Origin of the sequence: Streptomyces sp. NBC_00448 (assembly GCF_036014115.1) — a bacterium.
Classification (GTDB): domain Bacteria; phylum Actinomycetota; class Actinomycetes; order Streptomycetales; family Streptomycetaceae; genus Actinacidiphila.
The window spans coordinates 5,245,405-5,271,654 of sequence record NZ_CP107913.1 but is presented as its reverse complement, the minus strand read 5'-3'; the positions used below and the strand labels follow the sequence as shown (position 1 = coordinate 5,271,654).

General features: G+C 74.9%; 23 protein-coding genes and 1 pseudogene. 18 read left to right on the top strand and 6 right to left on the bottom strand.

Going from position 1 to position 26,250, the window contains the following annotated elements:
• The first annotated feature begins 129 nt into the window (after positions 1–129).
• The 3 genes from OG370_RS22550 (at position 130) to OG370_RS22540 (ending at position 3,813) form a co-directional block, all read left to right on the top strand.
• Positions 130–789 (top strand): helix-turn-helix transcriptional regulator, encoded by a 660-nt coding sequence (locus OG370_RS22550; protein WP_328467069.1) that lies wholly within the window; start codon positions 130–132, stop codon positions 787–789.
• Positions 790–913: 124 nt separating this feature from the next.
• Positions 914–1,573 (top strand): DUF4255 domain-containing protein, encoded by a 660-nt coding sequence (locus tag OG370_RS22545; protein ID WP_328467067.1) that lies wholly within the window; start codon positions 914–916, stop codon positions 1,571–1,573.
• Positions 1,570–3,813, top strand: a complete 2,244-nt coding sequence (locus tag OG370_RS22540) for an ATP-binding protein (protein ID WP_443060728.1) — start codon at positions 1,570–1,572, stop codon at positions 3,811–3,813. Before OG370_RS22545 ends, OG370_RS22540 begins: the two co-directional genes overlap by 4 nt.
• A gap of 60 nt (positions 3,814–3,873) precedes the next feature.
• On the opposite strand, the gene OG370_RS22535 is transcribed toward OG370_RS22540, so the two are convergent.
• The 3 genes from OG370_RS22535 to OG370_RS41520 form a co-directional block, all read right to left on the bottom strand.
• Positions 3,874–5,259, bottom strand: coding sequence for a COG1470 family protein (locus OG370_RS22535; RefSeq protein ID WP_328467065.1), 1,386 nt, complete (start codon positions 5,257–5,259; stop codon positions 3,874–3,876).
• 106 nt (positions 5,260–5,365) lie between these two features.
• Positions 5,366–5,617 carry a hypothetical protein gene (locus OG370_RS22530; RefSeq protein WP_443060727.1) on the bottom strand — a complete coding sequence of 84 codons (252 nt, stop codon included), beginning with the start codon at positions 5,615–5,617 and terminating at the stop codon, positions 5,366–5,368.
• A complete protein-coding gene (locus tag OG370_RS41520) occupies positions 5,614–6,468 on the bottom strand; it encodes an eCIS core domain-containing protein (protein ID WP_443060726.1) in 855 nt (284 codons plus the stop codon). The genes OG370_RS22530 and OG370_RS41520 overlap by 4 nt, the downstream gene beginning before the upstream one ends.
• A gap of 388 nt (positions 6,469–6,856) precedes the next feature.
• Here OG370_RS41520 and OG370_RS22520 point away from each other — a divergent pair, with 388 nt between their 5' ends.
• The 12 genes from OG370_RS22520 (at position 6,857) to OG370_RS22465 (ending at position 21,096) form a co-directional block, all read left to right on the top strand.
• On the top strand, positions 6,857–8,470 hold the full coding sequence (locus OG370_RS22520) for a phage tail sheath family protein (RefSeq protein ID WP_328467061.1): 1,614 nt from the start codon (positions 6,857–6,859) through the stop codon (positions 8,468–8,470).
• 91 nt (positions 8,471–8,561) lie between these two features.
• Entirely contained in the window at positions 8,562–9,005 is a 444-nt protein-coding gene (locus tag OG370_RS22515) for a phage tail protein (protein ID WP_328467059.1), read from the top strand.
• A complete protein-coding gene (locus OG370_RS22510) occupies positions 9,005–9,514 on the top strand; it encodes a hypothetical protein (RefSeq protein WP_328467057.1) in 510 nt (169 codons plus the stop codon). The genes OG370_RS22515 and OG370_RS22510 overlap by 1 nt, the downstream gene beginning before the upstream one ends.
• Complete coding sequence (locus tag OG370_RS22505) at positions 9,511–9,669, top strand: DUF6760 family protein (RefSeq protein ID WP_328467055.1); 159 nt, start codon at positions 9,511–9,513, stop codon at positions 9,667–9,669. The genes OG370_RS22510 and OG370_RS22505 overlap by 4 nt, the downstream gene beginning before the upstream one ends.
• 66 nt (positions 9,670–9,735) lie before the next feature.
• Entirely contained in the window at positions 9,736–13,242 is a 3,507-nt protein-coding gene (locus tag OG370_RS22500) for a hypothetical protein (protein WP_328467053.1), read from the top strand.
• Between the two features lie 111 nt (positions 13,243–13,353).
• Entirely contained in the window at positions 13,354–13,791 is a 438-nt protein-coding gene (locus OG370_RS22495; RefSeq protein ID WP_328467052.1) for a phage tail protein, read from the top strand.
• Positions 13,792–14,517 carry a CIS tube protein gene (locus OG370_RS22490; RefSeq protein WP_328467050.1) on the top strand — a complete coding sequence of 242 codons (726 nt, stop codon included), beginning with the start codon at positions 13,792–13,794 and terminating at the stop codon, positions 14,515–14,517.
• On the top strand, positions 14,514–16,406 hold the full coding sequence (locus OG370_RS22485) for a VgrG-related protein (RefSeq protein WP_328467048.1): 1,893 nt from the start codon (positions 14,514–14,516) through the stop codon (positions 16,404–16,406). Before OG370_RS22490 ends, OG370_RS22485 begins: the two co-directional genes overlap by 4 nt.
• Positions 16,406–16,906, top strand: coding sequence for a GPW/gp25 family protein (locus OG370_RS22480; protein WP_328467046.1), 501 nt, complete (start codon positions 16,406–16,408; stop codon positions 16,904–16,906). Before OG370_RS22485 ends, OG370_RS22480 begins: the two co-directional genes overlap by 1 nt.
• Positions 16,906–18,864: a putative baseplate assembly protein gene (locus OG370_RS22475; protein ID WP_328467044.1), complete on the top strand. Its 1,959-nt coding sequence runs from the start codon at positions 16,906–16,908 to the stop codon at positions 18,862–18,864. The genes OG370_RS22480 and OG370_RS22475 overlap by 1 nt, the downstream gene beginning before the upstream one ends.
• 83 nt (positions 18,865–18,947) lie before the next feature.
• Positions 18,948–19,472: a phage tail protein gene (locus tag OG370_RS22470; RefSeq protein ID WP_328474321.1), complete on the top strand. Its 525-nt coding sequence runs from the start codon at positions 18,948–18,950 to the stop codon at positions 19,470–19,472.
• Positions 19,453–21,096: an NADase-type glycan-binding domain-containing protein gene (locus OG370_RS22465; protein ID WP_328467042.1), complete on the top strand. Its 1,644-nt coding sequence runs from the start codon at positions 19,453–19,455 to the stop codon at positions 21,094–21,096. Before OG370_RS22470 ends, OG370_RS22465 begins: the two co-directional genes overlap by 20 nt.
• 156 nt (positions 21,097–21,252) lie before the next feature.
• On the opposite strand, the gene OG370_RS22460 is transcribed toward OG370_RS22465, so the two are convergent.
• A complete protein-coding gene (locus OG370_RS22460; protein ID WP_328467040.1) occupies positions 21,253–22,452 on the bottom strand; it encodes an MFS transporter in 1,200 nt (399 codons plus the stop codon).
• A 75-nt stretch (positions 22,453–22,527) separates the two neighbouring features.
• Here OG370_RS22460 and OG370_RS22455 point away from each other — a divergent pair.
• Both OG370_RS22455 and OG370_RS22450 read left to right on the top strand, forming a co-directional pair.
• A pseudogene (locus tag OG370_RS22455) lies at positions 22,528–22,680 on the top strand (carbohydrate ABC transporter permease); the annotation flags it as partial.
• A 341-nt stretch (positions 22,681–23,021) separates the two neighbouring features.
• Positions 23,022–24,437, top strand: a complete 1,416-nt coding sequence (locus OG370_RS22450; protein ID WP_328467038.1) for a hypothetical protein — start codon at positions 23,022–23,024, stop codon at positions 24,435–24,437.
• Positions 24,438–24,497: 60 nt separating this feature from the next.
• Here the strand turns inward: OG370_RS22450 and OG370_RS22445 are convergent, their stop codons facing one another.
• Positions 24,498–25,142, bottom strand: a complete 645-nt coding sequence (locus OG370_RS22445) for a class I SAM-dependent methyltransferase (RefSeq protein WP_328467036.1) — start codon at positions 25,140–25,142, stop codon at positions 24,498–24,500.
• Positions 25,143–25,431: 289 nt separating this feature from the next.
• Between OG370_RS22445 and OG370_RS22440 the strand changes: the two genes are divergently transcribed.
• Positions 25,432–25,674 carry a hypothetical protein gene (locus OG370_RS22440; RefSeq protein ID WP_328467034.1) on the top strand — a complete coding sequence of 81 codons (243 nt, stop codon included), beginning with the start codon at positions 25,432–25,434 and terminating at the stop codon, positions 25,672–25,674.
• Between the two features lie 28 nt (positions 25,675–25,702).
• Here the strand turns inward: OG370_RS22440 and OG370_RS22435 are convergent, their stop codons facing one another.
• Positions 25,703–26,185, bottom strand: coding sequence for a MarR family winged helix-turn-helix transcriptional regulator (locus OG370_RS22435; protein WP_328467032.1), 483 nt, complete (start codon positions 26,183–26,185; stop codon positions 25,703–25,705).
• Positions 26,186–26,250 lie beyond the last annotated feature (65 nt).

The following is a 26,250-nucleotide window of genomic DNA, read 5'->3' as shown; positions in this document are numbered from 1 at the left end:
ACGTCCGCAGTGCGACCGAAGGTGGGTACGGGTTGGTATGGGTTCACATGGCGGAGCATGATGACGCGGGAAACACTGACCACAGGAGTGTGCAACTCCCACCTCTGTGCGGGCGAAAGGACTGAGACCGTGGTGCTCTCCACGCCCTCTGATCTGTCGGGTGCCACCTCCAGAATCCCCGTCACGGTCCACGCTCCGGACCCGATCTCGCTCGCGGGAGTCACCAGCCAGCTCAGCCAGCGGCCGGAGATCCGGTTGGTCGACGCGGAGAGCCGGCAGCCCGGGACCGTCGCGGTCCTCCTCGCGGTCGCGCTCGACGAGAACACGCTCTCCCGGCTCCGCCAACTCGTCCGCACCGACGGCGTACGGGCGGTGCTGGTGGCGAACCTGATCCGCGAGGCCGAACTGCTCCAGGTGATCGACTGCGGGGTGGGCGCCATAGTCTGGCGCCATGAGGCCACCGGGCAGCGCATCCTGCAGGCCGTGCTCGCCGCCTCGCGGGGCGACGGCGACCTGCCCTCCGATCTGCTCGGACGGCTCATGACCCAGGTCGGCATCATGCACCGCAACGCCAAACACCTGCCCGGCGACCCGGCGTCGGGGCTGACCCCGCGCGAGGTCGACGTCCTGCGGCTGGTCGCGGAGGGCATGGAGACCGGCGAGATCGCCAGCAAGCTGTCGTACTCGGAGCGGACCGTCAAGAACGTGATGCACAGCCTGACCACCCGCCTGCGGCTGCGCAACCGCGCGCACGCCGTGGCCTACGCGCTGCGCGAGGGCTACATCTGACCGCCACCGGCGGCGAACCGCCCGGCGGCCACCCCGGTCACCGGTCCACCCGGCCACCGGACGGCCGGGCCGACTCGTCGACGTACGAGTACGCAACCCACCGTGCACAGCGAAGGGCTCGACCGTGATACACGAGGTGGACGAAGTCCTCAGGGGGCTGCTCTCCGGCGGCGCCCTGGCCGGAACCGGTGTCGACATCGCCTTCGAGGCACCGACCCGCGACTGGGCCGCCCGGCGCAACGCGCCGACCATCGACGCCTATCTCTACGACATCCGCGAGGACGTCGCCCGGCGGGAGCGGGGCGCGGTCGCGGTCCGCGACGAGCGGGGCATCGTGCTGCGCCGGCGCCAACCGCCGCGCTGGTACCGGTTGTCGTACCTGGTCACCGCCTGGACCAAGCAGCCGCAGGACGAACACCGCCTGCTGTCCGCTGTGCTGTCCACCCTGCTGCCCCACGAGGTGCTGCCGCCCGAGGAGTTGACGGGCGCGCTGGCCGCACTCGGGCTGACCGTCCCGCTCACCGTCGCCGGCTCCCAGACCGACTCCCGTTCGTTCGCCGAGATCTGGTCGGCGCTCGGCGGCGAACTCAAGCCGTCGCTGGACGTCACGGTCACCGCGCCCTTCCCGGCCTACCCCGAGTACGACGCCGGGCCGCCGGTCACCGAAGGCGCGGGCGTGCGGGTACGCGGCACCGACGGCACCCTCGAAGGCTCCGCCGAGCGCTACCACCGCCCCCGCCACCTCGCCGGCCGCGAGGACGCGGCCCCGGGCGCGGCCGAGTGACCGCCGCGACACCCGCCACCGGCACGGCCACCGGCAGCGGCAGCGGCAGCGGCAGCGGCACGGACCTGGACTCGGACGCCCTGGTCCGCAGGCTCGGCCGGCTGCGCGACCGGGTCGCCCTGCTCGTCGAGCACCGCAGCGCCTCCGACCCGACCGCCGCCGATCCGCTGCGCGGCCTGTACCTGACCGACGAAGCGGTACGGCATCTGCTGCGCCCGGCCGCGGCGGAGGAGGGCAGCACGTTCGCCGGCGAAGGCGCCGACACGTTCGGCGACCCGTCCGACGACGCGTTCGGCGGCGGGTCCGGCGGCGACCGGCTGCACCGGCTCGCCGCCCGGCTCGGCCTGTCCGAGCTGGACGCCCGCATCCTGCTCACCGTGCTCGCCCCCGACCTCGACCGCACCTTCGAACCGCTCTACGGCTACCTCAACGACGACGTCAGCCGCCGCCGGGCGACCGTCGGCCTCGCGCTCGACCTGTGCGGGGTGCCCGCGCACCGCGCCGAGGGCCGCGCCCGCTTCCACCCGTCGGCACCGCTGGCCGCGCTCGGCCTGATCGTGGTCGAGGAGGGCGAACGCCCCTTCCTCAGCCGGTCGTTGCGGGTCCCGGACCGGGTCGCCGCCCACCTCGTCGGCGACGACACCCCCGACCCCGCGCTCGCCGGCCGGGTCCGGCCGCTCGGCCGGCCGGCCGCGGCGGACGACCCGCTGGTGGAACGGCTCGCCAAACGCCTCGCGACCGGCCCGGCCACGGTCTACCTGCGCGAGCAGCGCGAGGGCGACGGCATCGCCTGCGCCGCCGCCGCGCTCGGCGCGGCCGCGCTGCCCGCCCTGCACTTCACCCCCGCGGGACACTCCCCCGCCCCCGGCGACGACGGCCGGGACGACGACCCCGCCGGCCACGGGCCCGGCCCCGAGCGCGGTGCCGCGGCCACCGCCCCGCTCCCCCAACTGCTGCGCGAGGCACGGCTGCGCGGCCACGCGGTCCTGGTCGCCCCCGTACCGGACGAGCCCGGCGCCGCCGCCGCGCTCGTCCGCGCCCTGGCGGTCGACGACGTCACCGTGATCATGACGGGCACCCGGCCGTACGACCCGCAGTGGGCCGATCGCGACCCGCTCGTGCTCGACGCGCCCCGGCAGCGGGCCGGCGACCTCGACACCTGGACGGCGGCGCTCGGCACGACCGGCCCCGGCACGGACAGCGGGGCCGACTCCGGTTCCGGGTCCGGTGCGGCGACCACCGAGGCCGGCAAGGAGATCGAGGCCGTCGAAGCCGCCGGCTTCGACCTGGCGCCGGTCGTCGCGCCGTACCGGCTCGGCGGCGACCGTATCCGCCGGGTCGCCCAAGTCGCCCGCGAGCTGGCCGAGTTCGACGGCACCCCGCTGTCCGCCGGGCACCTGCGGCTCGCCGCGCGGCAGCAGTCCGCGTCCGGCCTCGAACGCCACGCCCGCCGGATCAGGCCCGCCGTCGGCTGGGACGACCTGGTGCTGCCGGACGGTCCGCTCGCCCAGCTGCGCGAGCTGGCCATGCGCGCGCGCCACCGCGACCAGGTGCTCGGCGACTGGCGGTTGAGCGCCGGCGGCGGTCGCGGCCGGGGCGTGCTGGCGCTCTTCGCGGGCGGCTCCGGCACCGGCAAGACGCTCTCGGCCGAGGTGGTCGCCGCCGAACTCGGCCTGGACCTCTACGTGGTGCAGCTCTCCTCGATCGTCGACAAGTACGTCGGCGAGACCGAGAAGAACCTGGAGCGCGTCTTCACCGAGGCCGACCGCACCGACGCGGTGCTCCTCTTCGACGAGGCCGACTCGGTGTTCGGCAAGCGGTCGGAGGTGAAGGACGCCCACGACCGCTACGCCAACATGGAGAGCGCCTACCTGCTCCAGCGGCTGGAGTCCTTCGACGGCATCGCGCTGCTCACCACGAACCTGCGGGCCAACGTGGACGACGCGTTCACCCGACGGCTGGACATGGTGGTCGACTTCCCGTTCCCCGACCCCGCCCAGCGGCTGGCGCTGTGGCGGCACAGCCTGGCCCACGTGCCGTGCGCCGACGACATCGAACCGGACGCGGTGGCACGGCAGTTCGAGCTGGCCGGCGGTTCGATCCGCAGCGCGGTGGTCACCGCCGCGTACGCCGCCGCCGGCCGCGGCGCCCCGGTCGGCACCGCGGACCTGCTGGCGGGGGCGCAGCGCGAGTACCGCAAGGCGGGCCGGCTGGTGCTGGACGACAACAGCGACTGGTGACGCCGCGGTTCGCCGGTCGGCGGGCCGGTCAGCCGGCCGACCGGCGAAGGGGCCGGGCGCTCAGACCGTGAGCCTGATGGCCTGCAGGATCGCCGAGGTGGTCGTGGTCCCGCCGAAGATCCAGGCGTCCTTGGAGGGGTCGTTGCAGCCCAGGCCGCCCCACCCGCTGCCCTGCAGGAAGGCGTTCCGGCAGATCGTTCCCTGGTTGGCACCGACACCGAAGCCGGACAGGCGGATGCCCTTGCCCGCGGTCCCCGAGTACATGTCGATGCCGTCGGCCTGCTTCTGCCACCCCGGAGGCCGCCACCCGCCGTCCTCGCGGTACGCGTTGAGCTGCCCGCCTCCCACACCGGCCTCCGCGATGTTGATCTCCTCGATGGCGCCGCCGTCGTCCTCCGTCGAACCCGCCGTGACGCCGTCGCACGCGGGCTTGCTCCAGCCCTTGTCGCTGACGTAGACGCGGTAGCAGATGTGCCGGCCGGTGGGGTCGCTCGCGGCGAGCTTCTGCACCGCGGTCGCCGCCGTGGCCGGCGGTGCCTTCTTCTTCTTTTGCTCGCCACCGCCCCCGGACCCGCCCGACGATCCGGCGGGCGACGCCGGGGGCGTCGTCTCCACGGGGCTGGTGGTCGGCGGCGGCGTCACCGGCGCCGCCGGGGTCGGCAGCGTGCTCGCGGCCGCCTGCTGGACCTTCTGCCCCGCGAGGCTGGCCACTTGCGGCTTGTAGGCGAACCACAGCGCGACCGCGGCGATCACGAGCCCGACCATCAGCCCGAGGAAGGTGGCCAGGAAGCGGGGCAGCACCCCGCGCTGCACATACGTCCCGTCGACGTCGAGCGGGTTGGCGCCCGAGCGCTGGACCGCCAGCCGGAAGGGGCGGTTCTCCTTGCGCCCGAACCAGGCGATCTGGCGCGGCTTGAGGGTGGTCTTGACGAACGCGGCCCGGCCGGGCTCGATCTGCACGTTGGCCGGGTGGATGTCGTACGAGACCTGGTCGCCGTTGTCGGCGCCGACGATCGAGGCGGTCAGCTTCGTGTTGCCGAGGTTGTCCACCGCGAGCTTGGAGCGGCCCCGGAAGCGGCCCTTGACGGTGTGCGGCACCAGCTCGGCCCGCACCTCGGTGAAGGGCGTGATGGTGATGTTGCCCTCCGGGACCGTGGTGGCCTCGGGATTCTCGGTGGGCACGATCTGGACGCCGTACGGGTTGGGCCCGGCGGTGGCGTCCGGGGTGCGCGGCGGCGCGATGGTGAGATGGACGGTGTCGACGGTGCCCGGGTAGAGCCGCAGCAGCGGCGGCTCGACCGTGATGTACGGAGCGAGGTCACCGACCGGCATGAAGCGGTACTCGTCCACGACGTCGCCGGTGTTCCGCAGGCGCAACCGTACGGTCGTGGCGCTGCCCGGGTCGACCGTGGCGGACGGGGGTTCGAGGGAGGTCCAAAGGCTCACACCCCGACGCTACGGTGCCGGGCCCCGGATCGGCAGCGGACCGCGAGGCAGGGCTGGTGTCCGTGCGGGCGGGGGAGTTGCCCCCGGGGGGCGGGCGCGGGGCCGCTCAGCCGTAGGCGGCCGAGTCCCACGCCAGGCCGGGCCGCAGCCCCGCGGGTGCGGCCGGGTCCGCGAACCGGACGTGCGGCACCCAGGACGGCACCCGGTCGGGGTCCTGCCGCAACTCGCCCCACTCCGCGCCGAACGCGGCGTTCCAGCCGGCCGCGTCGTCGGGCGACAGGCCGCGCTCGCGCAGCCCGTCCTCGATCCGCCGCCGGCCGGCGGCCTCGTCGAACGGCACGTTCCGCTCGTCGCTCACCGCGACCCGCGCCGGCACGAGACGGGCGCGGCGGGCCGACTCCACGTCGGCGCCGTACGGGTCACCGCCGTTGAGGTCGACGCCGCCCACCAGCCCCTCCGCGCCCGGCCGGACGGGAGCCGCGTCCGCCAGCAGCCGCAGCACGAACGGCTTGGTGGCGGACCGCGACCCGCTGGATGGCGGGGGTGCCGGTCAACTCGGGCGCGGGCCCGGCGCCCTGGGCCGTGCCCGCCCGCTCCGGCGCGGTCCGCACCGGGACCGGCGCCGACATCGCCCGCTCGGCGTCGCGCTCCGCCTCGCTCGTACGCGTCGCCCGGGTCGCTGACCCGCAGCCCGTCCCCGGTGGGCGTGCCGGCGACCGGGCCGGTGCGCTGCTGGATGACGTGGGTGAGTTCGTGGGCGAGCGTGCGCTTGTCGGCGCCGCCGTCGCCCACCACCACGTGGTGGCCCGAGGTGTAGGCGCGGGCGCCCAACTCCGCCGCCGAGCGCCGGGCGGCGCTGTCGTCGTGAATGCGCACGTCACCGAAGTCGGCGCCGAGCCGCGCCTCCATCTCGGCGCGCAGCGGGGCGGCCGGCGCGCGGCCGGAGCCGCGCAGCACGCTGTGCACCGCGGAGCGCTGGACGGCCGGGCCGTGCCCGCAGCCCGCGCCGTGCGGGTGCCCGTGCCCGTGCTCGTCGTCCTGGAGCATGCGGGCCACGGCGGAGTTGCCCACGGCGCGCTGCAGGGCCAGGAGTCCGGCGGCGCTCGTGCCGGGTGCCGGCCGCGGCCCGGCGACCGCCGGGCGGGGCGGCGCGGAAGGCCGGGAACGCCCGGCCGCGGACACCTCGTCGACCTTGTCGTGCGCGCGCATGCCCACCCACTCCGTGGCTGACCCCCACTGCCTACGGCAAACTCCGGGCCCGGCGCAAGGACTACGGGGGCACTCCCAGGGGCAGACCTCAGGCGCACCAAGCGCGCCACCCGCCCCCGAGGACCGGCGAACCGCCCGCGGGGGCACGCGGCGTGCCACCGGGCACCGGCGCGGGTCCCGCCATGCGTGGACATACGGTGACGAGTCGGGCGGGCACCGGGGTGTCGCGGCGCGGAGACGGCAGGCACGGCCCGACCCCGGCAGCGGCGCGCTGCCCTCGGGGGCAGCGGAACTGCCCCCGGAAAGGCACCGCAGGACGTTTCGGTCACGGGCCGGGCGAGCGAGGGTGAGAGTCGACCCTTTTCTCGTACCCCGAGGAGATCAGCGCATGCCGTCGTATCTGTCGCCGGGCGTCTACGTGGAGGAAGTGGCCAGCGGTTCCCGCCCGATCGAGGGGGTGGGCACATCGGTTGCCGCCTTCGTCGGTCTGGCGCCCACCGGTCCGCTCAACGAGCCGACCCTGGTGACCAACTGGACGCAGTACGTCGCGTCCTTCGGTGAGTTCACCGACGGCTACTTCCTCGCGCACTCGGTCTACGGCTTCTTCAACAACGGAGGCTCCGCGGCCTACGTCGTCCGGGTGGGCGGCGAGACCGGCGGAGTGTCGGGCCAGGCAGCGGGCGGCACCGGCAAGCAGCCGGCCGCCGTTGCCGGCGGTGGCGCCGGCCCGGCCGCCCTGACCGCCGGCGAGGACACCACGCTCGGCACCTTCAAGGTCGCGGCGCTCGCGCCCGGCGAGGCCGGTCCGCTCAGCGTCGAGGTCGCGGACGCCGAGGGCGAAGGCCCCGCCGAGCGCTTCCGGCTGCTCGTCAAGGACGGCGAGAAGACCGTCGAGACCTTCGACGTGACCGCCAAGCGGGGCAACCGCAACTACGTCGTCACCCAGGTGAAGGAGCGCTCCAAGCTCATCACCGTCAAGGAGGCGGCCGCCTCCGGCCAGCTGGTCCGTCCGGAGAACCAGACCGTGGCGCTCGCCGCTCCGGCCTCGCTCCCCGCGACCTCCGGACCGGCGGGCTCCGACAGCGGCGAGACGATCGGTGTCGGCGAGTACCTCGGCGACAGCGCCGACCGCACCGGCTTCGGCGGCCTGGAGGCGGTGGACGAGATCTCCATGGTCGCCGTCCCCGACCTGATGGCGGCCTACCAGCGCGGCGCGATCGACCTGGAGTCCGTCAAGGCCGTCCAGCTCGGCCTGATCGCGCACTGCGAGCTGATGGGCGACCGGCTGGCGATCATCGACCCGCCGCCCGGGCTCAACGCGCGGGAGATCCGCGTGTGGCGCCAGGAGACGTCCAACTACGACTCCAAGTACGCGGCGCTGTACTACCCGTGGATCAAGGTCTTCGACCCGGCCGGCGGCCAGACCCGGCTGGTCCCGCCGAGCGGCCACGTGGCCGGCATCTGGGCCCGCAACGACTTCGAGCGCGGCGTGCACAAGGCGCCCGCCAACGAGGTGGTGCGCGGCGCGGTGGACCTGGAGATGCAGATCACCCGCGGCGAGCAGGACCTGCTCAACCCGCTGGGCATCAACTGCATCCGCTCCTTCCCCGGCCGCGGCATCAGGGTCTGGGGTGCGCGCACCCTGTCCTCCGACCCGGCCTGGCGCTACCTGAACATCCGCCGGTACTTCAACTACCTCGAAGAGTCGATCCTGGCCGGCACCCAGTGGGTCGTCTTCGAGCCCAACGACCAGGCGCTGTGGGCCCGGATCAGGCGCAACATCTCGGCCTTCCTGGTCACCGAGTGGCGCGGCGGCGCACTGTTCGGCGGCCAGCCGGACGACGCCTACTACGTGAAGTGCGACGCCGAGACCAACCCGCCGGAGTCGGTGGACCTCGGCCGGGTGATCTGCGAGATCGGCGTCTCCCCGGTGAAGCCCGCGGAGTTCGTGATCTTCCGGCTCGCCCAGTTCTCCAGCGGCGCGGGCGAGCTGGAGGAGTGACCGTGGCCAGGGATGACCACGACCAGCACCAGCAGCGGCAGGACCAGCACGGCATGACGTACGAGCAGCGCGACGCGAAGGAACAGCGGCCATGAGTCTCCAGCCAGGTGATGCGCTCACCTCACACAATTTCGGCCTGCAGATCGACGGGGTGATGGTCGAGTACCTCCAGGAGGTCAACGGCCTGGACATGCAGCAGGACGTCATCGAGTACCAGCAGGTGTCGGCGAACGGACAGCCGGTCACCAAGAAGATGCCCGGCGTGAAGAAGGCCGGCGAAGCGACCGTCGTGCGCGGCATGACCCAGTCCAAGGCGTTCAACGACTGGATCAACGCGTCGGTCCGCGGCGACATGGGTTCGGCCCGCAAGAACGCCAGCATCCTGGTGATGGACTACATGAACAACCCGGTGAAGCGGTACCACCTGCGGCAGGCGTGGTGCAGCAAGATCTCGGCGAGCACGGTGAAGGCCGGCGAGGCCTCGGCGCTGACCGAGACCGTGACGATCACCTACGAAGAAATGATCATGGAGTAATGCGCCGAGGAACGGCTTCCAGGTCAGGCGGCCCCCTGTCCGACGACGCCACGGCGGTCCCCGTGACCGCCGCGGCGCCGTCGGCGTCGGCCACCGCCCTGTCCGCGCCGGTCACCGAACCGGCCCCCGTACGGCGGCAGTTGCGCACCGAGTTCGCCTTCGAGCTGCCCCGCGGCTACGTCGACGAGTCGGGCGCGGTGCACCGCGACGGGGTGATGCGCCTGGCGACCGCGCGGGACGAGCTGATCCCGCTGCGGGACCTGCGGGTGCAGGAGAACCCGGCGTACCTTTCCGTGGTGCTGCTGGGCCGGGTGATCACCCGGCTCGGTACGGTGCCGCACATGCACGACGGCGTGGTGGAGAACATGTTCGCCTCCGACCTCGCTTTCCTCCAGGACTTCTACCGCCAGATCAACGCCGAGGGCCACACCAGGGCCGGCGTGACCTGTCCGCACTGCGAGCAGCCGTTCGAGGTCGAGCTCGGCGGGAGCCGCCTGGGGGAATCGTGACGTACGCGACCGACCGGGTGCACGAGGAGATCGCGTACATCGCCTACCACTTCCACTGGAGCCTGGAGGACATCCTGGACCTCGAGCACCGCGACCGCCGCCAGTACGCCGAGCAGATCGCCTCGCTCGTCACGCGTGCCACGGCAGAACGGTGAGAGGACGGGGTTACGGCCATGGGAATCCTTGACCGGTGGGCCCCACGGGCCCGCGCACGCGGACGTATGCAGACAGGTGGCGCGCAGCCGGACGGCACCGCGGCGACCGAGGCGGGGCCGGGCGCTGCCCCGGGCACCGCGTCGGGCTCCGTGCACGGTGCCGGGCCGGCTCCGGCCGCCGGTACCGCCGCCGTGCGGCCGAGCGGGCCGCCCGGCTGGTCCGCGCTGCCGCCGATCCAGCGGGCGAGCGCGCACCCGTCCCGGCACACCATCGCGTCCGCGGACTTCGGCGGCACGCTCTCGGCCTGGCAGAACCCCTCCTTCACCGGGGAGTTGGCGCACGTCGTGCTCGACGACGCGCCGACCGGGCTGATCCGCGACGTGCTCGCCCCGGCGCCGGCCGCCGTGCACCGCACCGGCCGGCCGCCGGTCGCCCTGCCGGTCGCCGTGGTCGGCGACCGCGGCAGCGGCGACGCCCCGGCGGAGCCGGCGGCCGGACCCACGGTGCAGCGCGCGGTGTCGGCGGCCCAGGCCACCGGGCCCCGCGTGGTGCCGCTGGTGTCCCGGCCGCCCGCGCCCACCGCGCTGACCAGGGCCCCGGCCCCGCAGGTGGCGCGACGCGCGCTTCCGACCGTCACCCCGGCGCCGAGCGCGCCGGCCGCACCGGTCACCGCTCCCACCACGTCCACCGGGCCGGCCGGTGGCGGGTCCGACGGCGGAACGGGCGGGGAACCGGGCGGCAACAGCCCCGGCGGATCAGGCGGGTTCGGCGGACCGGGCGGGGGCACACCCTCCGGACCGGCACCCGCGCCTGCCCCGGTCCAGCGGCAGGTGGAGCGCGAGGGCGCCGCCACCGGCCCGCTCCCGGGCCGCGGTACGCCCGGCGGTGACAGTGCCCCGGCCCGTACGGCGCCCCCCGCGGTGCCCGACGCCGGCGCGCCCCAGAACGCCTCGACTTCCCTTCCGGTGGCCCCCGTTCAGCGGACGGCCGCGCCCGCTCAGGGCAGCGCCGGTCGCACCGGCGGACTCGGCGCGCCCCTCCAGGGACCCGCCCCCGTGCACCCGGTGGCCCAGGTCCAGCGGCGGACGTCCGCCGCCACTCCCCCGGCGAGCCCCGCTCCCGCGCGGAAGAGCCCGATCGGGCCGCCGACCGGGCGGAGTTCGGCGGGCGCCGGCGGCTCCACGTCGGTACCCGTACGACCGGCCGGGCCGGGTACGTCACCCGCGGCCTCGGCCGTGCCCGGGGCGGCGCCCGCTGCTCCTGCGGCCGTTCAGCGCCGTGCGGTGGCTCCGGCGAACGCGGCGAACCCGACGACCCCGGCGAGCGGCACGACCCCGGTGAGTCCGGTGCCCCCGGCGACCGGGCTCGGGGCGCCCACGTCCTCGGCCCAGGGCGCGACTTCGGCGCTGCCGGTCTCCGCGCCGCGCGGGGCCGACGGGCCGTCCATGCCCCCCGGCCCCTCGGCCGCGCCGACGGGTGCGGCACCCGCCGGACCCGGCGCCGTCCAACGCCGGGCCGCTGACGCGACGACCCCGTCCGCCGGGCTCGGCGCACCCGTGCCTTCTCCCGGGCAGGCCGCGGGTCCCGCCGCGGCGGCTCCCGTCCAGCGGGCGGCCACCGGTCCGGCGGCCGGCCCGGCCGCGCCCTCGGGCAGCACGGGATCGCGGCCCGCCACCACCCCGGGCGGCTCGGCCCCCCGGCAACGGCCGCTGCTCGGCGCCCCGATGTCCGCGCCGCCGCCCGGCGCGGCGCCGCTCACCGGACGCGCGGTACAGAGGTCCGCCGCCCCGGCCGCGGTCCGGCCGTCCGCCCCGCAGGCGGGCGCAACCTCCGCTGTCAGCAAGGGCGTTGCGGGCCCGGCCGGCACCACCCCGGCCGTACCGGTTGTCCCGGCCGCCCCGGCCGCTCCCAGCGCCCCGGCCGCTCCCGGCGCCGCGGCCGGTACGCCGACGCGCCCGCAGACCGCGGTGCCGTTCCCGCAGCCGTCGGCGGCCCCGAACCCGCCCTCCGCACCGGCCCGTTCACCCGGCGCCGCTCCCACCGTGAGCCAGTCGCCCGCCGCTCCCGTCCAGCGCGCATCTGCCGCGCCGAACACGCCGAACGCGCCCTCTCCGGAGGCCGGTTCGGCAAGCGTCCCGGCCGGCCCGGCTCCCGTCCAGCGCCGCGCGGCCACTCCCACCGGCCAGAACAGCACCACGGACACCGTCGGTGCACCGGTCCTGCCCTCCGGCGGCGACCGCGCGACGGCCACGGCGACCACGTCGGCAGCGGCCCCCGCCTCCTCCCCCGCCCCCGTGCAACGCGCGCTGGCAGCAAGGCCGTTGGCGTCCGCACGTCCGGTGCGGTCGACCCTGCGGCCCGTGGCGGCCGCAGGCCCCCGGCAGCCCGCCACGCCGAAGGCGGTGCCCCTGCGCCCCACCGGGCACCCCGAAGCGTCCGCCGCCCGCCCCCAGACGACACCCCAACAGCCTTCCGGAGTGAACCCGTTGGGGACAGCGGCCGTCGCGCAGCCGGCCACCGCACCGGTGCAGCGCCGTACCGCGGCCGGAGGGCCGACCCCGGTGACCGGAGCGGTTCCGCCCGCCGCCCCCGTACCCGCATCCGTGCCTGCACCCGCACCCGTACGCCCGGCGCCCGCGACCATGTCCACGGCCGCGACCACGGCCGGGCCCGGATTCGTCCAGCGCTCGATGGCCGGACCGCTCGCCACCGCACCCCTCGGCACCGCCGCACCGCCGACCCCGGTGACCGGCAACCCGCCGGCGGCCCGCTCCGCGCACCCGCTCCCCGCCGTGCAGCGCACGGCGGCCGCCGGGGCCGCGCCGACCGCCGCGCTCCACGCGCCGGTTCCCGCGCCCGCGCCCGTGCCGAGCCCGGACGTACGCCCCGACAGCACAGGACCGGTCCGGCACGGCACCGACGCGCTGCCGCTGAACGGCGTCGCCGAGGCGTTCCCCGCCGTACGGCCCGCGGCGACCGCGGTCGGCGTATCCGGCGCGCCCACCGGGCAGTTGCCGGTGCAGCGCGCGGTGCTCGCGCCCGTAGCGGTCGGCACGGCACCCGGCGGCGTACCGGCCGCCGTACAGACCGCCGTACACACAGGGGTCCCGACCTCGGCTCAGGCCGCCGTCTCCCTCGCCCCGGTCACCTCCACGTCCGCCGCGGAGTTGCCGGTGCAGCGCGCACCCGCCACACCGTCACTCGCCTCGCGGATGACGAAGTTCGTCTCCCCGCAGCGCACCGCCGAGGCGCGGGTCACGCCCGTCACGGTGGGCCGGGACGACGGCGGAAGCAACGGCGGCTCCCGCGCCGCCAAACCACCGGCCGACCCGCCACCCGCGTACAGCCGCTACGACAACCGCCGCACCAACCCGCCCCGCGGGAACGGCGGGAACAGCGGGAGCGGCGGCAACGACGCCGCGGGAGGCGCCGACTTCGACGCCCGCACGCTCTCCGACGGCCAGGTGGACGAGTTGACGCACCGGCTGATCGGCCCGCTGACCCGGCTGCTGCGCACCGAACTGCGGCTGGACCGGGAGCGGATCGGCAGGTTGCGTGACTCCCGCAGCTGACCGCGCCGCCCGGCGGGCGGCCCCCGCCGGGCCGACCCGCCCGGCCCCGCCCGCGCCACTTCGGCCCGCCCCCCGGGCCCACCCGACTCGTCCGCAGAAAGGCAGTGATCGATGGCCAGCGACCTTGACCCCGGCTCCACCATCTTCTTCAACCTGACCATCGACGGCGAGAACCTGGGCACGTTCAACGGCTGCGAGGGGCTCAGCTCCTCCGTCGAGATCCACCAGCACCAGGAGGGCGGCAACAACGGCTTCGTGTGGAACCTGCCCTCCCGCGTGACGTTCTCGAACATCACGCTCACCCGGCCGCTCACCAAGGACACCTCCAAGGTGGCGGCCTGGATCACGTCCATCACCACCGGTGTGACCCGGCCCACCGCGCAGATCGCCGCCCTGCGCGCGGACGGCTCGATCGTCGCCCGCTGGGGGCTGATCGACGTGCTGCCGGTGAGCTGGCGCGGCCCGTCGCTCGACCCGTCGAGCCCGTCGGTGGCCACCGAGGTGCTGGAGATCGCGCACCACGGCTTCACGGACGCGGGGGCGGCGTAGATGGCGAGCAGCAGCGGCGGCGCGGGCAAGAGCCTGGTACGGGCCTCGCTCGCCATCCACCAGGCACCGATCGGCTACAGCACCACACCCGGCGGGCTGATCAAGACCTTCGACTTCGACTTCAACCCCTCGGAGCTGTCGCTCAGCCGGCGCGCGCAGTGGAAGACCACGCCGACCGCCGCCGTGCGGGACGGCGCGGTACCGGAGTTCATGGGGCCCGAGCCGCGCGAGCTGTCGGTCGAGGTCTTCCTGGACCGCTCCGACGACCCGAACAGCAACGACGTGCGCAAGAACGTGGAGGCGCTCTTCTCCTGCTGCGAGGTGACCTCCGCGAGCATCGAGGCGAAGCAGCCCTCGACGCCGTGGGTGGTCTTCCAGTGGGGGTCGTTCTCCACCGCCCGGTTCACCGCGTACGTCAGCTCGGTGGACGCGTCGTACACCCTCTTCGGCACCACCGGCGTGCCGATCCGGGCCACCTGCCGGCTCCAGCTGAACGAGATCCCGAGCAACACCCTCGGCCAGAACCCGACCTCCGGCGCGCTCACCGCCCGCCGGGTGCACCGGGTGGTGGCCGGCGACTCGCTCCAGTTCCTGGCCTGGCGGGAGTACGGCGACGCCACCGTCTGGCGAGCGATCGCCGAGAGCAACGACATCGACGACCCGACCCAGCTGGTGCCGGGCACCGAACTCATCCTGCCGGCAGCCGAGGAGGTCGGCCTGCGATGACCAAGATCGGCTACTCCAACGTCCTGCACGTCACCATCGCCGGCCGGCCGCTGCTGCCGTACCACGCCACGCTGCTGGTCGGCGGCTGGGTGGACTTCGGCGTGGGGGTGCCCGGCGCGTTCCAGCTCACCTTCCGCGACCCGAAGCGCAAGCTGCTCGGCGAGGCGGGCGCCAAGATCGGCGCGGACGTGGTGCTGGCGCCGGTCTCCGACGGCCAGGGCGCGCAGTCCCCGCTGCTCACCGGCGAGATCACCGGCCTGGAGACGGACTACGACGGCACCGGCACGTTCAGCGTGATCCGCGGCTACGACCTCGGGCACCGGATGCTGCGCCAGCGCCGGGTGGTCGCCTACCGCAACATGACCGCCTCGGACATCGCCCGCAAGCTGGCCGGCCAGGACAAGGTCCCGATCGGCCAGGTCGAGTCCACCAGCACGCTCTACGAGTTCATCACCCAGGCCAACGTCACCGACTGGGACTTCCTGAACCGGCTCGCGGACGAGAACGACATGGTGATGTCCCTGAGCTCCAAGGGGAAGTTCCAGTTCGTCAAGCCCGACCCGGCGTCGGGCGCTCCCCCGGTGAGCACGCCGAGCGACAAGAGCCCGTACGTCCTGGAGGCCGGCGTCGACATCCTGCGCTGCCGGGCGGCGGTGACCTCCGCCGACCAGGTGGCCCGGGTCGAGGCGCGCGGCTGGGACGTGACGACCAAGCGCGACCTGGTCGGACGGTCCACGGCCGCGGACAACCCCGGCATCAAGATCGGCACCAGCCCGGCCGCGGCGGTCGCCGCGTTCGGGACCGCGACGCTCGTCGAGACCGACATCCCGTACGACAAGCAGGGCGAGGTGAAGAACGCCGCCGACTCGCTGGCCGCCGACGTCACCGGCTCGTTCGCCGAGCTGGAGGTGACCGTCCACGGGAACCCGAAGCTGCGGCCCGGCGTCCCGGTCGCCCTCGCCGACGTCGGCACGCCCTTCGAGGGCAAGTACACGGTGACCGCCGCCCGCCACACCTTCGGCGAGGGCCGGCACTACGAGACCTGGCTGACCGTCAGCGGCCGGCAGTGGCGCTCGCTGTACGGGCTCGCCTCCGGCGGGTCCGGCGGCGGCGCGGGCGCCGCGCGGCTGCCGGGGGTCGCCAACGCCCTGGTCACCGACATCAAGGACCCGCTCAAGCAGGGCCGGGTCAAGCTGCGGTTCCCGTGGCTCGACGACACCTACGTCAGCGACTGGACCAGGACCGTGCAGTTCGGCGGGACCAGCGGCGGCGGGCTGATCGGCCCGGACGTCGGCGACGAGGTGCTGGTGAGCTTCGACCGCGGCGCCCTGGACCACCCGTTCGTGATCGGCGGGCTCTACAACGGCAAGGACAAGCCCGGCACCGTGGACGTCCCGCCGTACGACGGGACGTCCGGCAAGGCCGTGCGGCACACGCTGGCCGACCGCAGCGGCAACCGGCTGGACCTGCTCGACCAGCGGACCGGCGGCAAGCGCGGGGTGCGGCTGAGCTCCGGCGACAACCGGCTGGTGGTCAACCTGGACCGCACCCGCACCGAGATCACCGTGGACAGCAAGGGCTCGGTGAGCATCAAGGGCACCCGGTCGGTGTCGATAGAGGCGGGCGGGAGCCTGTCGCTGAAGGCGGGCGGGAACCTGTCGCTCAAGAGCGGCGGGGTGCTCAACATCGAGGCGTCCACCATCAGTGCCCGCTCGCTGGGTGCGGTCGCCATCAACGCGCTGGCCGCGCTGGAGCTGAACGCGGTGGGCGTCACGACAGTGTCCGGCGAGGGCGCGCTCATGCTCAGCTCGCCGCTGGACGTCACGGTGGACGGCACCAGTGTCATGCTGCTGGGTGTGGTCACCGCCAACGGGATGCCGGTGGTGTGATGGCAGAGCAATTCGTCGGTACCGGCTGGGCGTTCCCGCTGCGGATCGGCCCGGGCGGCGGCATCGCCATGGTCAGCGGGCAGCAGGAGGTCGAGGAGGCGATGCGGCTGGTGCTCGCCACCGCGCCGGGCGAGCGGCCGATGCGGCCCGAGTTCGGCTGCGCCATCCACGACATGGTCTTCGCGCCCATCAACGAGGCGACCGCCGGTCGAATCCAGCACGAGGTGTATGCCAGTCTGGACCGCTGGGAGCCGCGGATCGAGGTGGAGGACGTCGAGGTCACCGCGGGGGACGGCCAGGGCGTGCTCTACATCGACGTGCGCTACTCGGTGCGGGGCACCAACAACCCGCGCAGCCTGGTCTTCCCGTTCTACACCATCCCCTCGCACGACTACCCCGACCTGCCCGATTCGTCCAGTTCCGCCGGCTTCCCCGGTTCCGCCGACTTCCCTGGCGGGTCGTCCGCGGACTCCCGGCCGGCCCCCGAAAGCGACCGCTGATGGCCCTGCCCTCTCCCAACCTCGACGACCGCCGCTTCCAGCAGTTCGTGGACGACGCCAAGCGCTACATCCAGCAGCGCGCCCCCGAGTGGACCGACCACAACGTCTCCGACCCCGGCATCACCCTGGTCGAGACGGTCGCCCACATGGCCGACCAGGTGGTCTACCGGCTCAACCGGGTGCCGGAGAAGAACCACCTCGCCTTCCTCGACCTGATCGGGATCACCCTGTTCCCGCCGACGGCCGCCCGCACCGACGTGACGTTCTGGCTGTCCGCGCCGGTGGGCGAGCCGGTCCGGCTGCCCACCGGCACCGAGGTCGCCACCGCCCGCACCGAGAGCGAGGAAGCGGTGGTCTTCGCCACCGAGACCGAACTCACCGTGGTGCCGTGCGAGTTGGAGTACCTGGTGGTGCAGCACGGCGAGAAGGCCGCGGTGGACCGCACCTCGGACCTCGCCGAGGGCGGCGACCTGATGTGCTTCAGCGAGTCGCCGCGCCCCGGTGACTGCATGCTGCTGGGCCTGAGCTCCGCCGTCCCGCACTGCGCGGTCGCGCTGACCCTGGACAGCCGGGTCGACGGTGTCGGCGTGGACCCGCGGCAGCCGCCGCTGGTCTGGGAGGCGTGGACCGCGGACGGCTGGACTGCCTGCGAGGTCGACCGGGACGGCACCGGCGGCCTCAACCGGCCCGGCGAGGTGGTGCTGCACGTCCCCGGCGGCCACACGCTGTCCAGGACCGGGCGGCGCGAGGCGGGTTGGCTGCGCTGCCGGGTCACCGAGCCGCTGGCCGGCCAGCCCTTCTACACCACCTCGCCCACCGTCCGGTCGGTCGAGGCGTTCACCATCGGCGGCACCACCGGCGTCGTGCACGCCGAGACGGTCCGCGACGAGGTGCTGGGCGAGTCCACCGGGCTGCCCGGCCAGCGGCTGCGGCTGGCGCACTCCCCCGTGGTCGGCGACGTGCCCGCGCTGCTGCTGCAGGTCGCGGGGGACAACGGCTGGACCGACTGGGAGGCCGTCGGGCACTTCGCCGCGTCCGGCCCGTACGACCGGCACGTCACGCTCGACGCGGCCACCGGGGAGATCGCCTTCGGCCCCGCCGTCCGCGAACCCGACGGCAGCCTGCGGCAGTACGGCGCGGTGCCGCCGATGGGTGCCGCGATCCGGGTCCGCCGCTACCGCACCGGCGGCGGCCGGGCCGGGAACGTCGCGCGCGGCGCCATCCAGGTGCTGCGCAACTCCGTCCCGTACGTCGCCGAGGTGGTCAACCGCGAGGCCGCCAAGGGCGGGGTGGACGGCGAGACCGTCGAGGAGGCCAAGGCCCGCGCCCCGATCACCCTGCGCGCCCAGGACCGCGCGGTGACCTTGCGGGACTACGAGGAACTGGCCCGCCGCGCCGCGCCCGAGACCGCCCGCATCACCTGCCTGGCCGCCGACCCGGACGAGCACGGCGCCCACGCGGTGCGGGTGCTGGTCGTCCCGCAGGCGGTCACCGACCCCGGCGGGCGGCTGCGGTTCGAGCAACTCGTCCCGGACGACGCCCTGCTGGAGCGGATCACCGACTACCTCGACGACCGGCGGCTGATCGGCACCCGGCTCGCGGTCGGCCCGCCGTACTACCAGGGCGTGACCGTGGTGGCCACGCTGCACGCCTTCCGCGGCACCGACACCGAGCTGGTCAGGCAGCGCGCGCACGACGCCCTCTACCGCCACCTGGACCCGCTCACCGGCGGGGCCCGCGGCACCGGTTGGGCCTTCGGCCGCCCGGTGCAGGCCGGCGAGGTCTTCGCGGTGCTGCAGCGGGTGCCGGGCGTGGAACTCGTCGACCAGGTGCTGCTGCATCCGGCCGACCCGCTCACCGGCAAGCGCGGCGACCCGACCGAGCGGATCGACCTCGAACCGCCGTCCCTGGTCTTCTCCTTCGACCACCGGGTGCGCGTGATCGGGGGCCAGGAGTGACCGCGGCGACGGACCTGGGGCAGGTTGCGCCCGGCGGGCGCGGCTCGATCGACGGGCTCGGCTCGTCCTCGCCGCTGGGGGCGATGCTGCCCGCCGTCTTCGCCGAGGACGACCTCGCGCAGCGCTTCGTCGCCGGGCTCGACGACGTGCTCGCCCCGATCCACAACGTGCTGGACTGCCTGGACTCGTACTTCGCGCCGTCGCTGGCGCCCGCGGACTTCACCCGCTGGCTCGGCGACTGGGTGGGTGCGGAGACCGACGGCGTCGAGGACATCACCGCGCTGCGCCGGGCCGTCGCCGCCGCCGCGCACCTGCACCGCATCCGCGGCACCCGGCGCGGCCTGGCCGAGGTGGTACGGCTCGCCTTCGGCGTGGAGCCCGAGATCAGCGAGAGCGGCGCCGTGGCCTGGAACGCCAGGCCCCTCGGCCCGGTGCCCGGCGAGCGCCGCCCGCACCTGCACATCTCCATACGGCTGCCCGACCCGGACCCCTCCGACCAGGTGCGGCTGGACCGCCTCGTCGCGGCAGCCCGCCCCGCTCACATGCCCTACACGGTCCAGGTGACCGCGGTTGAAAGGACCTCCGAAGGTGACCGGACGAAGCTATGACGCCGAGCCGCCCCGGCCGCGGGCACGGACCTGCGCGGAGTGCGGCACGCAGGCGGGTCCCGACCAGTCGTTCTGCGACGGGTGCGGGGCAGTGCTCGGCTGGGCGGAGCCGCCGGCCGCCGGCTCCGCGCGGCGCCCGTCCGAGGCGCCGCTGAGCGCGGCGGCCGCGGGCGCGGGACCTCTGCCTCCGCCGGCGAGCGAGGGCGCGGGCGCGGCGGGTGCCGGCGGCTCCCCGCCGCCGCCCTCCGGCGGCGGCTCGCCGTACACCCCGCCGGGGTCCGGCGCGGGTGCGGGCGCGGGCCGTACGGGAGCCGAGGGCTCGGGGCCGATGCCGCCGCGCGCGGGCGAGGGGGCCGGCGGCCGCGGCTTCGGCGGCGGCGCGGGACAGGACGTGATCGAGGACCCGGGCGCCAAGTCCGCGGCGCCGATCGGCGGGACCGGTGGCGGCCAGGAGTCGTGGGGCGAGGTGCCACGGCAAGGGCAGCCCCCGGTCGCCGAGTGGCAGGCCGCGGCCGGCGGACCGGCCCCGGACGCAGGTGCGGGTGCGGCCGGCCCAGGTCCAGGCCCAGGTGACCCGGGTGCCCGCACGGACCCCATGGAAGACACCCTGGAGCAGCCGCCCGCCACCGACCCGCAGTACCCGCAGTACCCGCAGTACCCGCAGGCGCAGCAACCACCGCAGCCGGGGCAGCCGCCGCAGCCCCAGCAACCGCCGCAGTCCCCCTCCGCCGAGGAGCGGGCCCGCGCCCTGCTCATCCCGGTCGCCGACCCGCAGCAGCGGCCGACGGCGTCCCCGTCGGTGGGCGCGGTCATGCCCGGCCGTCCGGTCGCGTCGCGGCCCCTGGTCCGTACGCCCGGCGAACTGCCCGACGACGACGGCCCGGCGGGCTGCCCCTGGTGCCAGACCGGCAACCGCGTGGAACGGCACTTCTGCCGGCGCTGCGCGATGCCGATGTCGGGGCGGCCGCAGGACGACCTGGTCCGCCGCCCGTGGTGGCGGCGGCTGCTGGACTTCTTCCGCCGGCGGGAGACCCCGTGGGCCGGGGACCGGCCGCGGCTGGGCCGCAACCTGGGCCGGGTGGTGACCTGGCTGGTCGGCGCGGGTGCCGCCGCGCTGGTGGTGGTGGGCGCGATGCACATCGGCGACGGGGTGCGGGCGACGCAGGACCACTTCGCCAAGCGGGCATCGGTCGTCCCCGACTCCGTGTCGGCGTCGCACTCCTACCAGGGCCACGGGCCGAAGCTGGCGTTCGACGAGTACAACAACACCTGGTGGGGGCCGGGCATCTCGGAGTCCGGGGCCGGGGAGTGGCTGGAGGCGAAGTTCATCCAGCCGGTGCACCTGCTGGACCTCGTCATCACCCCGGGTGAGTCGACCCAGCCGGCCGACCTGCAGAAGTCCGCGGAGCCGCACCAGCTCGACGTCACCGTCACCACCGCCGACGGCCGCACCATCGTCCGCCACATCACCCTCGACCAGGGCAGCGGCGGCCAGACCGTCTCCTTCCGCGCCACGAAGGTGACCTCGGTCCGGTTCACCGTGGTCTCCTCCTACGGGATCGACAAGAAGAAGCAGGTGGCCATCGCCGAGATCGAGTTCTTCGGCCCGAAGCACGCCAACTGACGGCCGCGCGGCAACGAACGGGCCCGTCCCCCGCCCGGGGGCCGGGCCCGTCCGCGCGTCAGCCGCCGTCCGGGACCACCGCCGTCCGGGACCGCCACCGTCCGCACACCCACCCCCGCCCGTACGCGCACCGTCCGGCCCACCGGCCGCACGCCGTCACTGCGACGGCAGCGGCCTGCGCAGCAGATACGCCGCCACGGCGCCCGACATCGCGATCACGCACGCCACGAAGATCAGGCCGGCGCTGCGCAGTCCCACCCCCACCGCCACCGCGCCGATGCCCACCACCGGCAGCGCGATCCCGACGTAGGCGGCGACGAACAGCGCCGAGATCGTCGCGCCGCGCTGCTCCGCGGGCGCGACCCGGCTCACCGTGGCCACCGCGCCCCGGAACGCCAGGCCCTGGCCGACACCGCTGACCACCGCGCCCGCGACGAGCAGGCCCAGCGACTCCGCCAGCAGCGAGCAGCCGATCAGGACCAGACCCGCCATCAGCACCAGGCAGCCGAGCGGCAGGGAGCGCGCGGCGCCGAACCGGCCCATCAGCGACTGCCCGACCATCGAGGCGAGGAAGACCGACAGCACCACCGCCCCGGAGACCGCGAGGTTGTGCACGCCCAGGTACTCGGCGACGAACGACGGGGCGACCGCGGTGAACAGGCCCAGCACGGAGAACCCGGCGAAGGCGGCGAGCGCGGCGGGCGCGAAGACACCCCGCACCTGGGCCGGCACCGCCATGCCCTGCGGGCGCAGCCGGGGCCGCGGATCGCGGCGGCGCACCGTCTCCGGCAGCCGCCAGACGATCGCGCAGCAGACGGCGAGCAGGCCCAGGTGGACCAGATACGGCAGCCGCAACGGGTAGGGCGCGTACTGCGCCAGCACCCCGGCGAGCATCGGCCCGCAGCCCAGCCCGCCCATGTTGGCGGCCGTCGCGGCGAGCGCGGCCCGCCCGCGCTGGGCGGGCGCGGCCAGTTCGGTGACCGCGGCGGTGCCGGCGCCGCTGAACAGGCCGGCCGAGAAGCCCGACAGCAGCCGCCCGACGAACAGCAGCGGCAGCCCGCCCTCGGACACGAAGCACACCGCGCTCAGCGCGGAGAAGCCGAGCCCGGCCAGCAGCACCGGACGGCGGCCCAGCAGGTCGGAGAAGTCGCCGGCGATCAGCAGCGCGGTGATCACCCCGCAGGCGTAGACGGCGAAGACCACGGTCACCATGAACTCGGAGAACCCGAGTTGCTGACGGTAGAGCCCGTACAGCGGCGTCGGCAGGGTGGTCCCCGCCATGCCCACCGCGAACACCACGGCGGCCAGGGCGTACCAGGGCCGGACGGGGCGCGCTCCGGCGCCGGGAGTCGTCATGCTCACAACCTAGGCCCGCACCCGGCGCCAGGGCCGTCGCCGCCACCGCCCCCGCGCGGCGGACGGTGCGGGGACGTCGCGCTGTCCACCCTGACCACCGCCCAAGTGGTCGACATCCACGAGCTGTTCGCCGCGTCGGCGGTGTCGATCCTGCCGCTGCTGCTGGTCTTCCTGCTGCTCCAGCGGCACATCGTGGCGGGTGTCGAGCGCTCGGGCATCGACGACTGACGCCCTGGGCATCATTCCCCTGAACCACCGGACCCCCTTCACCGACAGCGCCCGACCCCTCTCTCTGCGCCCACGCGGCGCCCCGCCGGAGCCGCCGCGGTGGGGCGGGCCCGCGGTGGTGTGGGATCGCTCACGCGGGCCTCGGGCGTCCGGCGGCGATCGGGGGCCGGATCGGCAGGCGGGGCGCGGGATTTGCGCGCCCCGGGCGGCACCCGGTCTTCACCGCGGGGAGGCGGGGAATTTCGACCGGCTATAGGGAGACGTGCCCCTCCTGTCGTACTTTGCCTGGAGGCCAGAAGGTACGAAACGGGCCCCCGACGAGGGCCCCGGAGGGAGCGACCGTGTCGGAACGGAGAATTCCGGCGCCCTCGGGGCCCGGCGCGTCGCGCGGCCTGAACCGCCGGGCGCTGCTTCAGGCGGCCGGCATGGGGGCCGGGGTGCTCGCCGCCGGCGCCGCCACGGTGGGACGGGTGGTCGCGGCGACCAACACGTCGGACAGCGCCGCGGCGTCCGCGCCCGCCGCCGACCTGCCGCTCACCGGCGGGCCGGACTTCCCGATCGGCCTGTACTGGCCGCCGCACCCGTACCAGACCACCCCCGCCCGCTACCGGGAGATCACCGACGCGGGCTTCACCTTCCTGATCACCGGCAACTACCAGCTCGACGAGGCCAGCGCGAACCAGGCGCTGGGCATGGCCGACCAGGTGGGCCTGAAGGTGCTGGTCGCCGGGGACCCGCGGGTGAGCGTGGTCGCGCAGCACATGACCGTCACGGACGACCGCAGCGTGCCGACCTCGATCACCACCGCCGACGCCACCGAGTGGATACGGTCGGCCACCGGCAGCTACGCGCGCCACCCGTCGTTCGCCGGACTCAGCCTCTACGACGAGCCCGGCACCGACCGCTTCCCCACCGTCGGCGCGCTGACCGGCATCGTCCGCACGGCCACCCCCGGCCTGCTGCCGTACGCCAACATCAACCGCGGCAACGGCGCGCACTACACCCGCTTCGTGCAGAGCTACCTCGACACGGTCAAGCCCGCGCTGATCTCCTTCGACCGCTACCCGTTCCTCACCGAGGGCCTGGACACGGACTACTTCGAGACCTGGGCGATCATCCGCAAGGCCGCGCTGGCGGCGGGCGTCCCGGCCTGGACGTACATCCAGTCCGCCGGCTTCAACGGTCATGCCACGCCGACGGCCGCGCAGATGTCCTGGCAGGTGAACGTGAGCCTGGCGTACGGCTGCAAGGGCATCCAGTACTTCACCTACTGGACCCCCGACCCGGCCCGCGGCGAGGGCTACACCCAGGCCCTGATCACCACCGACGGCGAGCGCACCCCCCTCTACGACGCCGCCACCAAGCTCAACGCGGGCTGGCTCCAGCCCGTCGGCCGCCAACTCAAGCCGCTGGTCTCGGAGTCCGTGCAGCACCTCAACGACGCCCCGGCGCCGACCGGCACCACGCCGTTCGCGCCCGGCGCGCACCTCACGAGCGCCACCGGCGACCCGGCGATCCTCGGCGTCTTCAAGGGCGCCGGCGACGACGGCACCCGCCACCTGCTCGTCGTCAACCGCGACCCGGACACGTCGGCCACCGTACGGATCGGCCTGAACGCGTCGACGGTGGAGGCGGTCTCCCGCTTCGACCCGTCCACCGCGACCTATCCGCGGGCGAGCCGCCCTGCGGACCTGACCCTCACCCTCGACGGCGGGGCCGCTGCCCTGTACCGGCTGTCGCCGCACCGGTCGTCCTGACCGCCGCGGGGTCGCCGGGGGGCGGGCTCGTCGACCCCGCGGATCGCCGGCCGGCCGGCCTCAGGAGGACGGGAGCGCGGGCGCGCGGCGGAGCTTCAGCGTGTTGTCGCGCCGCATCCGGGTACGGCCCTCGGGGTCGGTGAACTCGCGCTCGTACTCGGTGGCGACCAGCAGTTCCCACCCGCCGGGCGGCAGCTCCAGGCTCGCGTGGACCTCCCGCGGGGTGGGGAAGTGCACGTCGAGGTCCGGGGGTTCCTCCCCCGCCGGCCAGCCCGCGTGGCCGACGACCAGCAGCACCCCGCCGGGGGCCACCGCGGCCGCCGCCGACCGGAGGATCGCCTCGCGCGGCATCTCGACCGGTGAGTGCAGGAAGTGCGCGGACACCAGGTCGAAGCGGCCGGCCGGGAAGTCCACCGCCAGGTCGTGCCGGCGCCACTCCACCCGGTCGGCCACCCCGGCCTGCTCGGCGTGGCCGGCCGCGCGCTCCAGCGCCCGCCGGGAGACGTCCGTCCCGACCACCTGCCAGCCCTGCCCGGCCAGCCAGATCGCGTCCCCGCCCTCCCCGCACCCCAGGTCGAGCGCCGTACCCGGCGCCAGTCCGGTCACCTCGCGGACCAGCGCCACGTTGGGCCGGCCGCTCCAGATCCGTTCCGTGCCGCCGTACCGCTCGTCCCAGTACTCCTCCGCCGATGCCACCTCGCCCATCCGGACGGCTCCTCTCCCTGTCGCGACCACCGGTTCCGGTGCACCGCCGAGCATGGGTCGCCCTCTGCCGTAACGCCAAGCCTCGTTGCCGGAACGGCAAGCGGGGCGGGAGGGGTGCGCGCGAGGGGTGCGCGGGATCGGGGAAGGGATCGCCGGGAGGGACGTGTCGCACGAGGACGCGCGGAGACGTACGGCTGCGGCGGGCGATCAAGGGCAGACGGTCCCGCAGCAGCCCGCCCGGCCGCCGCGGCCGAAGCGGAACCCGGAACCAGGACGAAGAGGTGGACGCGTGAGCGGCTTGAGGGTGACGACCACGGCCGAGGTCTCGATGGAGCTGAGCACCTACGACGCCGAGCGGCAGCGCGAGATCCACGAGGCGCTGGACCGGCTGGCGGACGCGTCCGCCCAGGGCGCGGGCACCCCCGACGGGGTGGGGCGGCGCGCGGAGTTGCTGCCCGGGATGGCGTTCCACTGGGTGGTGCTGGAGGCGCCCCGGCTGGCCATCGTCTGGCAGATCGTCCTACGGAGCTGACCTGGGCGTTCGGAGCGAGGGCCGTCCGTCAGGACGGGTCGTCGTTGAGGTGGTCGACCAGGCGGAACAGGGCGGGGAGCGCGGCGCGGACGGCGGCGCGGTCGGCGTCGTCGAGGGCGCCGAGCGCGCTGTCGAGCCGCCGCTCGTGGGCCCGGGTCCACGCGGCGAGCTGCTCGCGGCCGGCATCGGTGAGCGCGACGGCGGCGGCGCGCCGCTCGCCGGGGTCGACGTCCCGGGTGACCAGGCCGGACGTGATCATCTGGCCGACCAGGCCGCTGACCGTGCTGTTCGCCAGCCGCTGCCGGGTGGCCAGTTCGCTGACCCGGGCCGGGGAGCGCTCGGCCAGCACCTGGAGGAGTTCGACCTGCGCCATCGGCAGGGTCTCCCACGGGTAGTCGGTGCGGATCGACGCCCGCAGGGCGCGGCGCAGCCGCGTCACGGCCTCGGTGAGCCGGCGGGCGTCCGAGGCGTCACCGGACGCGGCGAGTTCGGGGGTCGGCTGCGACGACATGGCCCAAGCCTACGGCGCGGGCCGGTGGTTCGGATCACCGTGCCCGGAAGGAAGCACGCCATCGG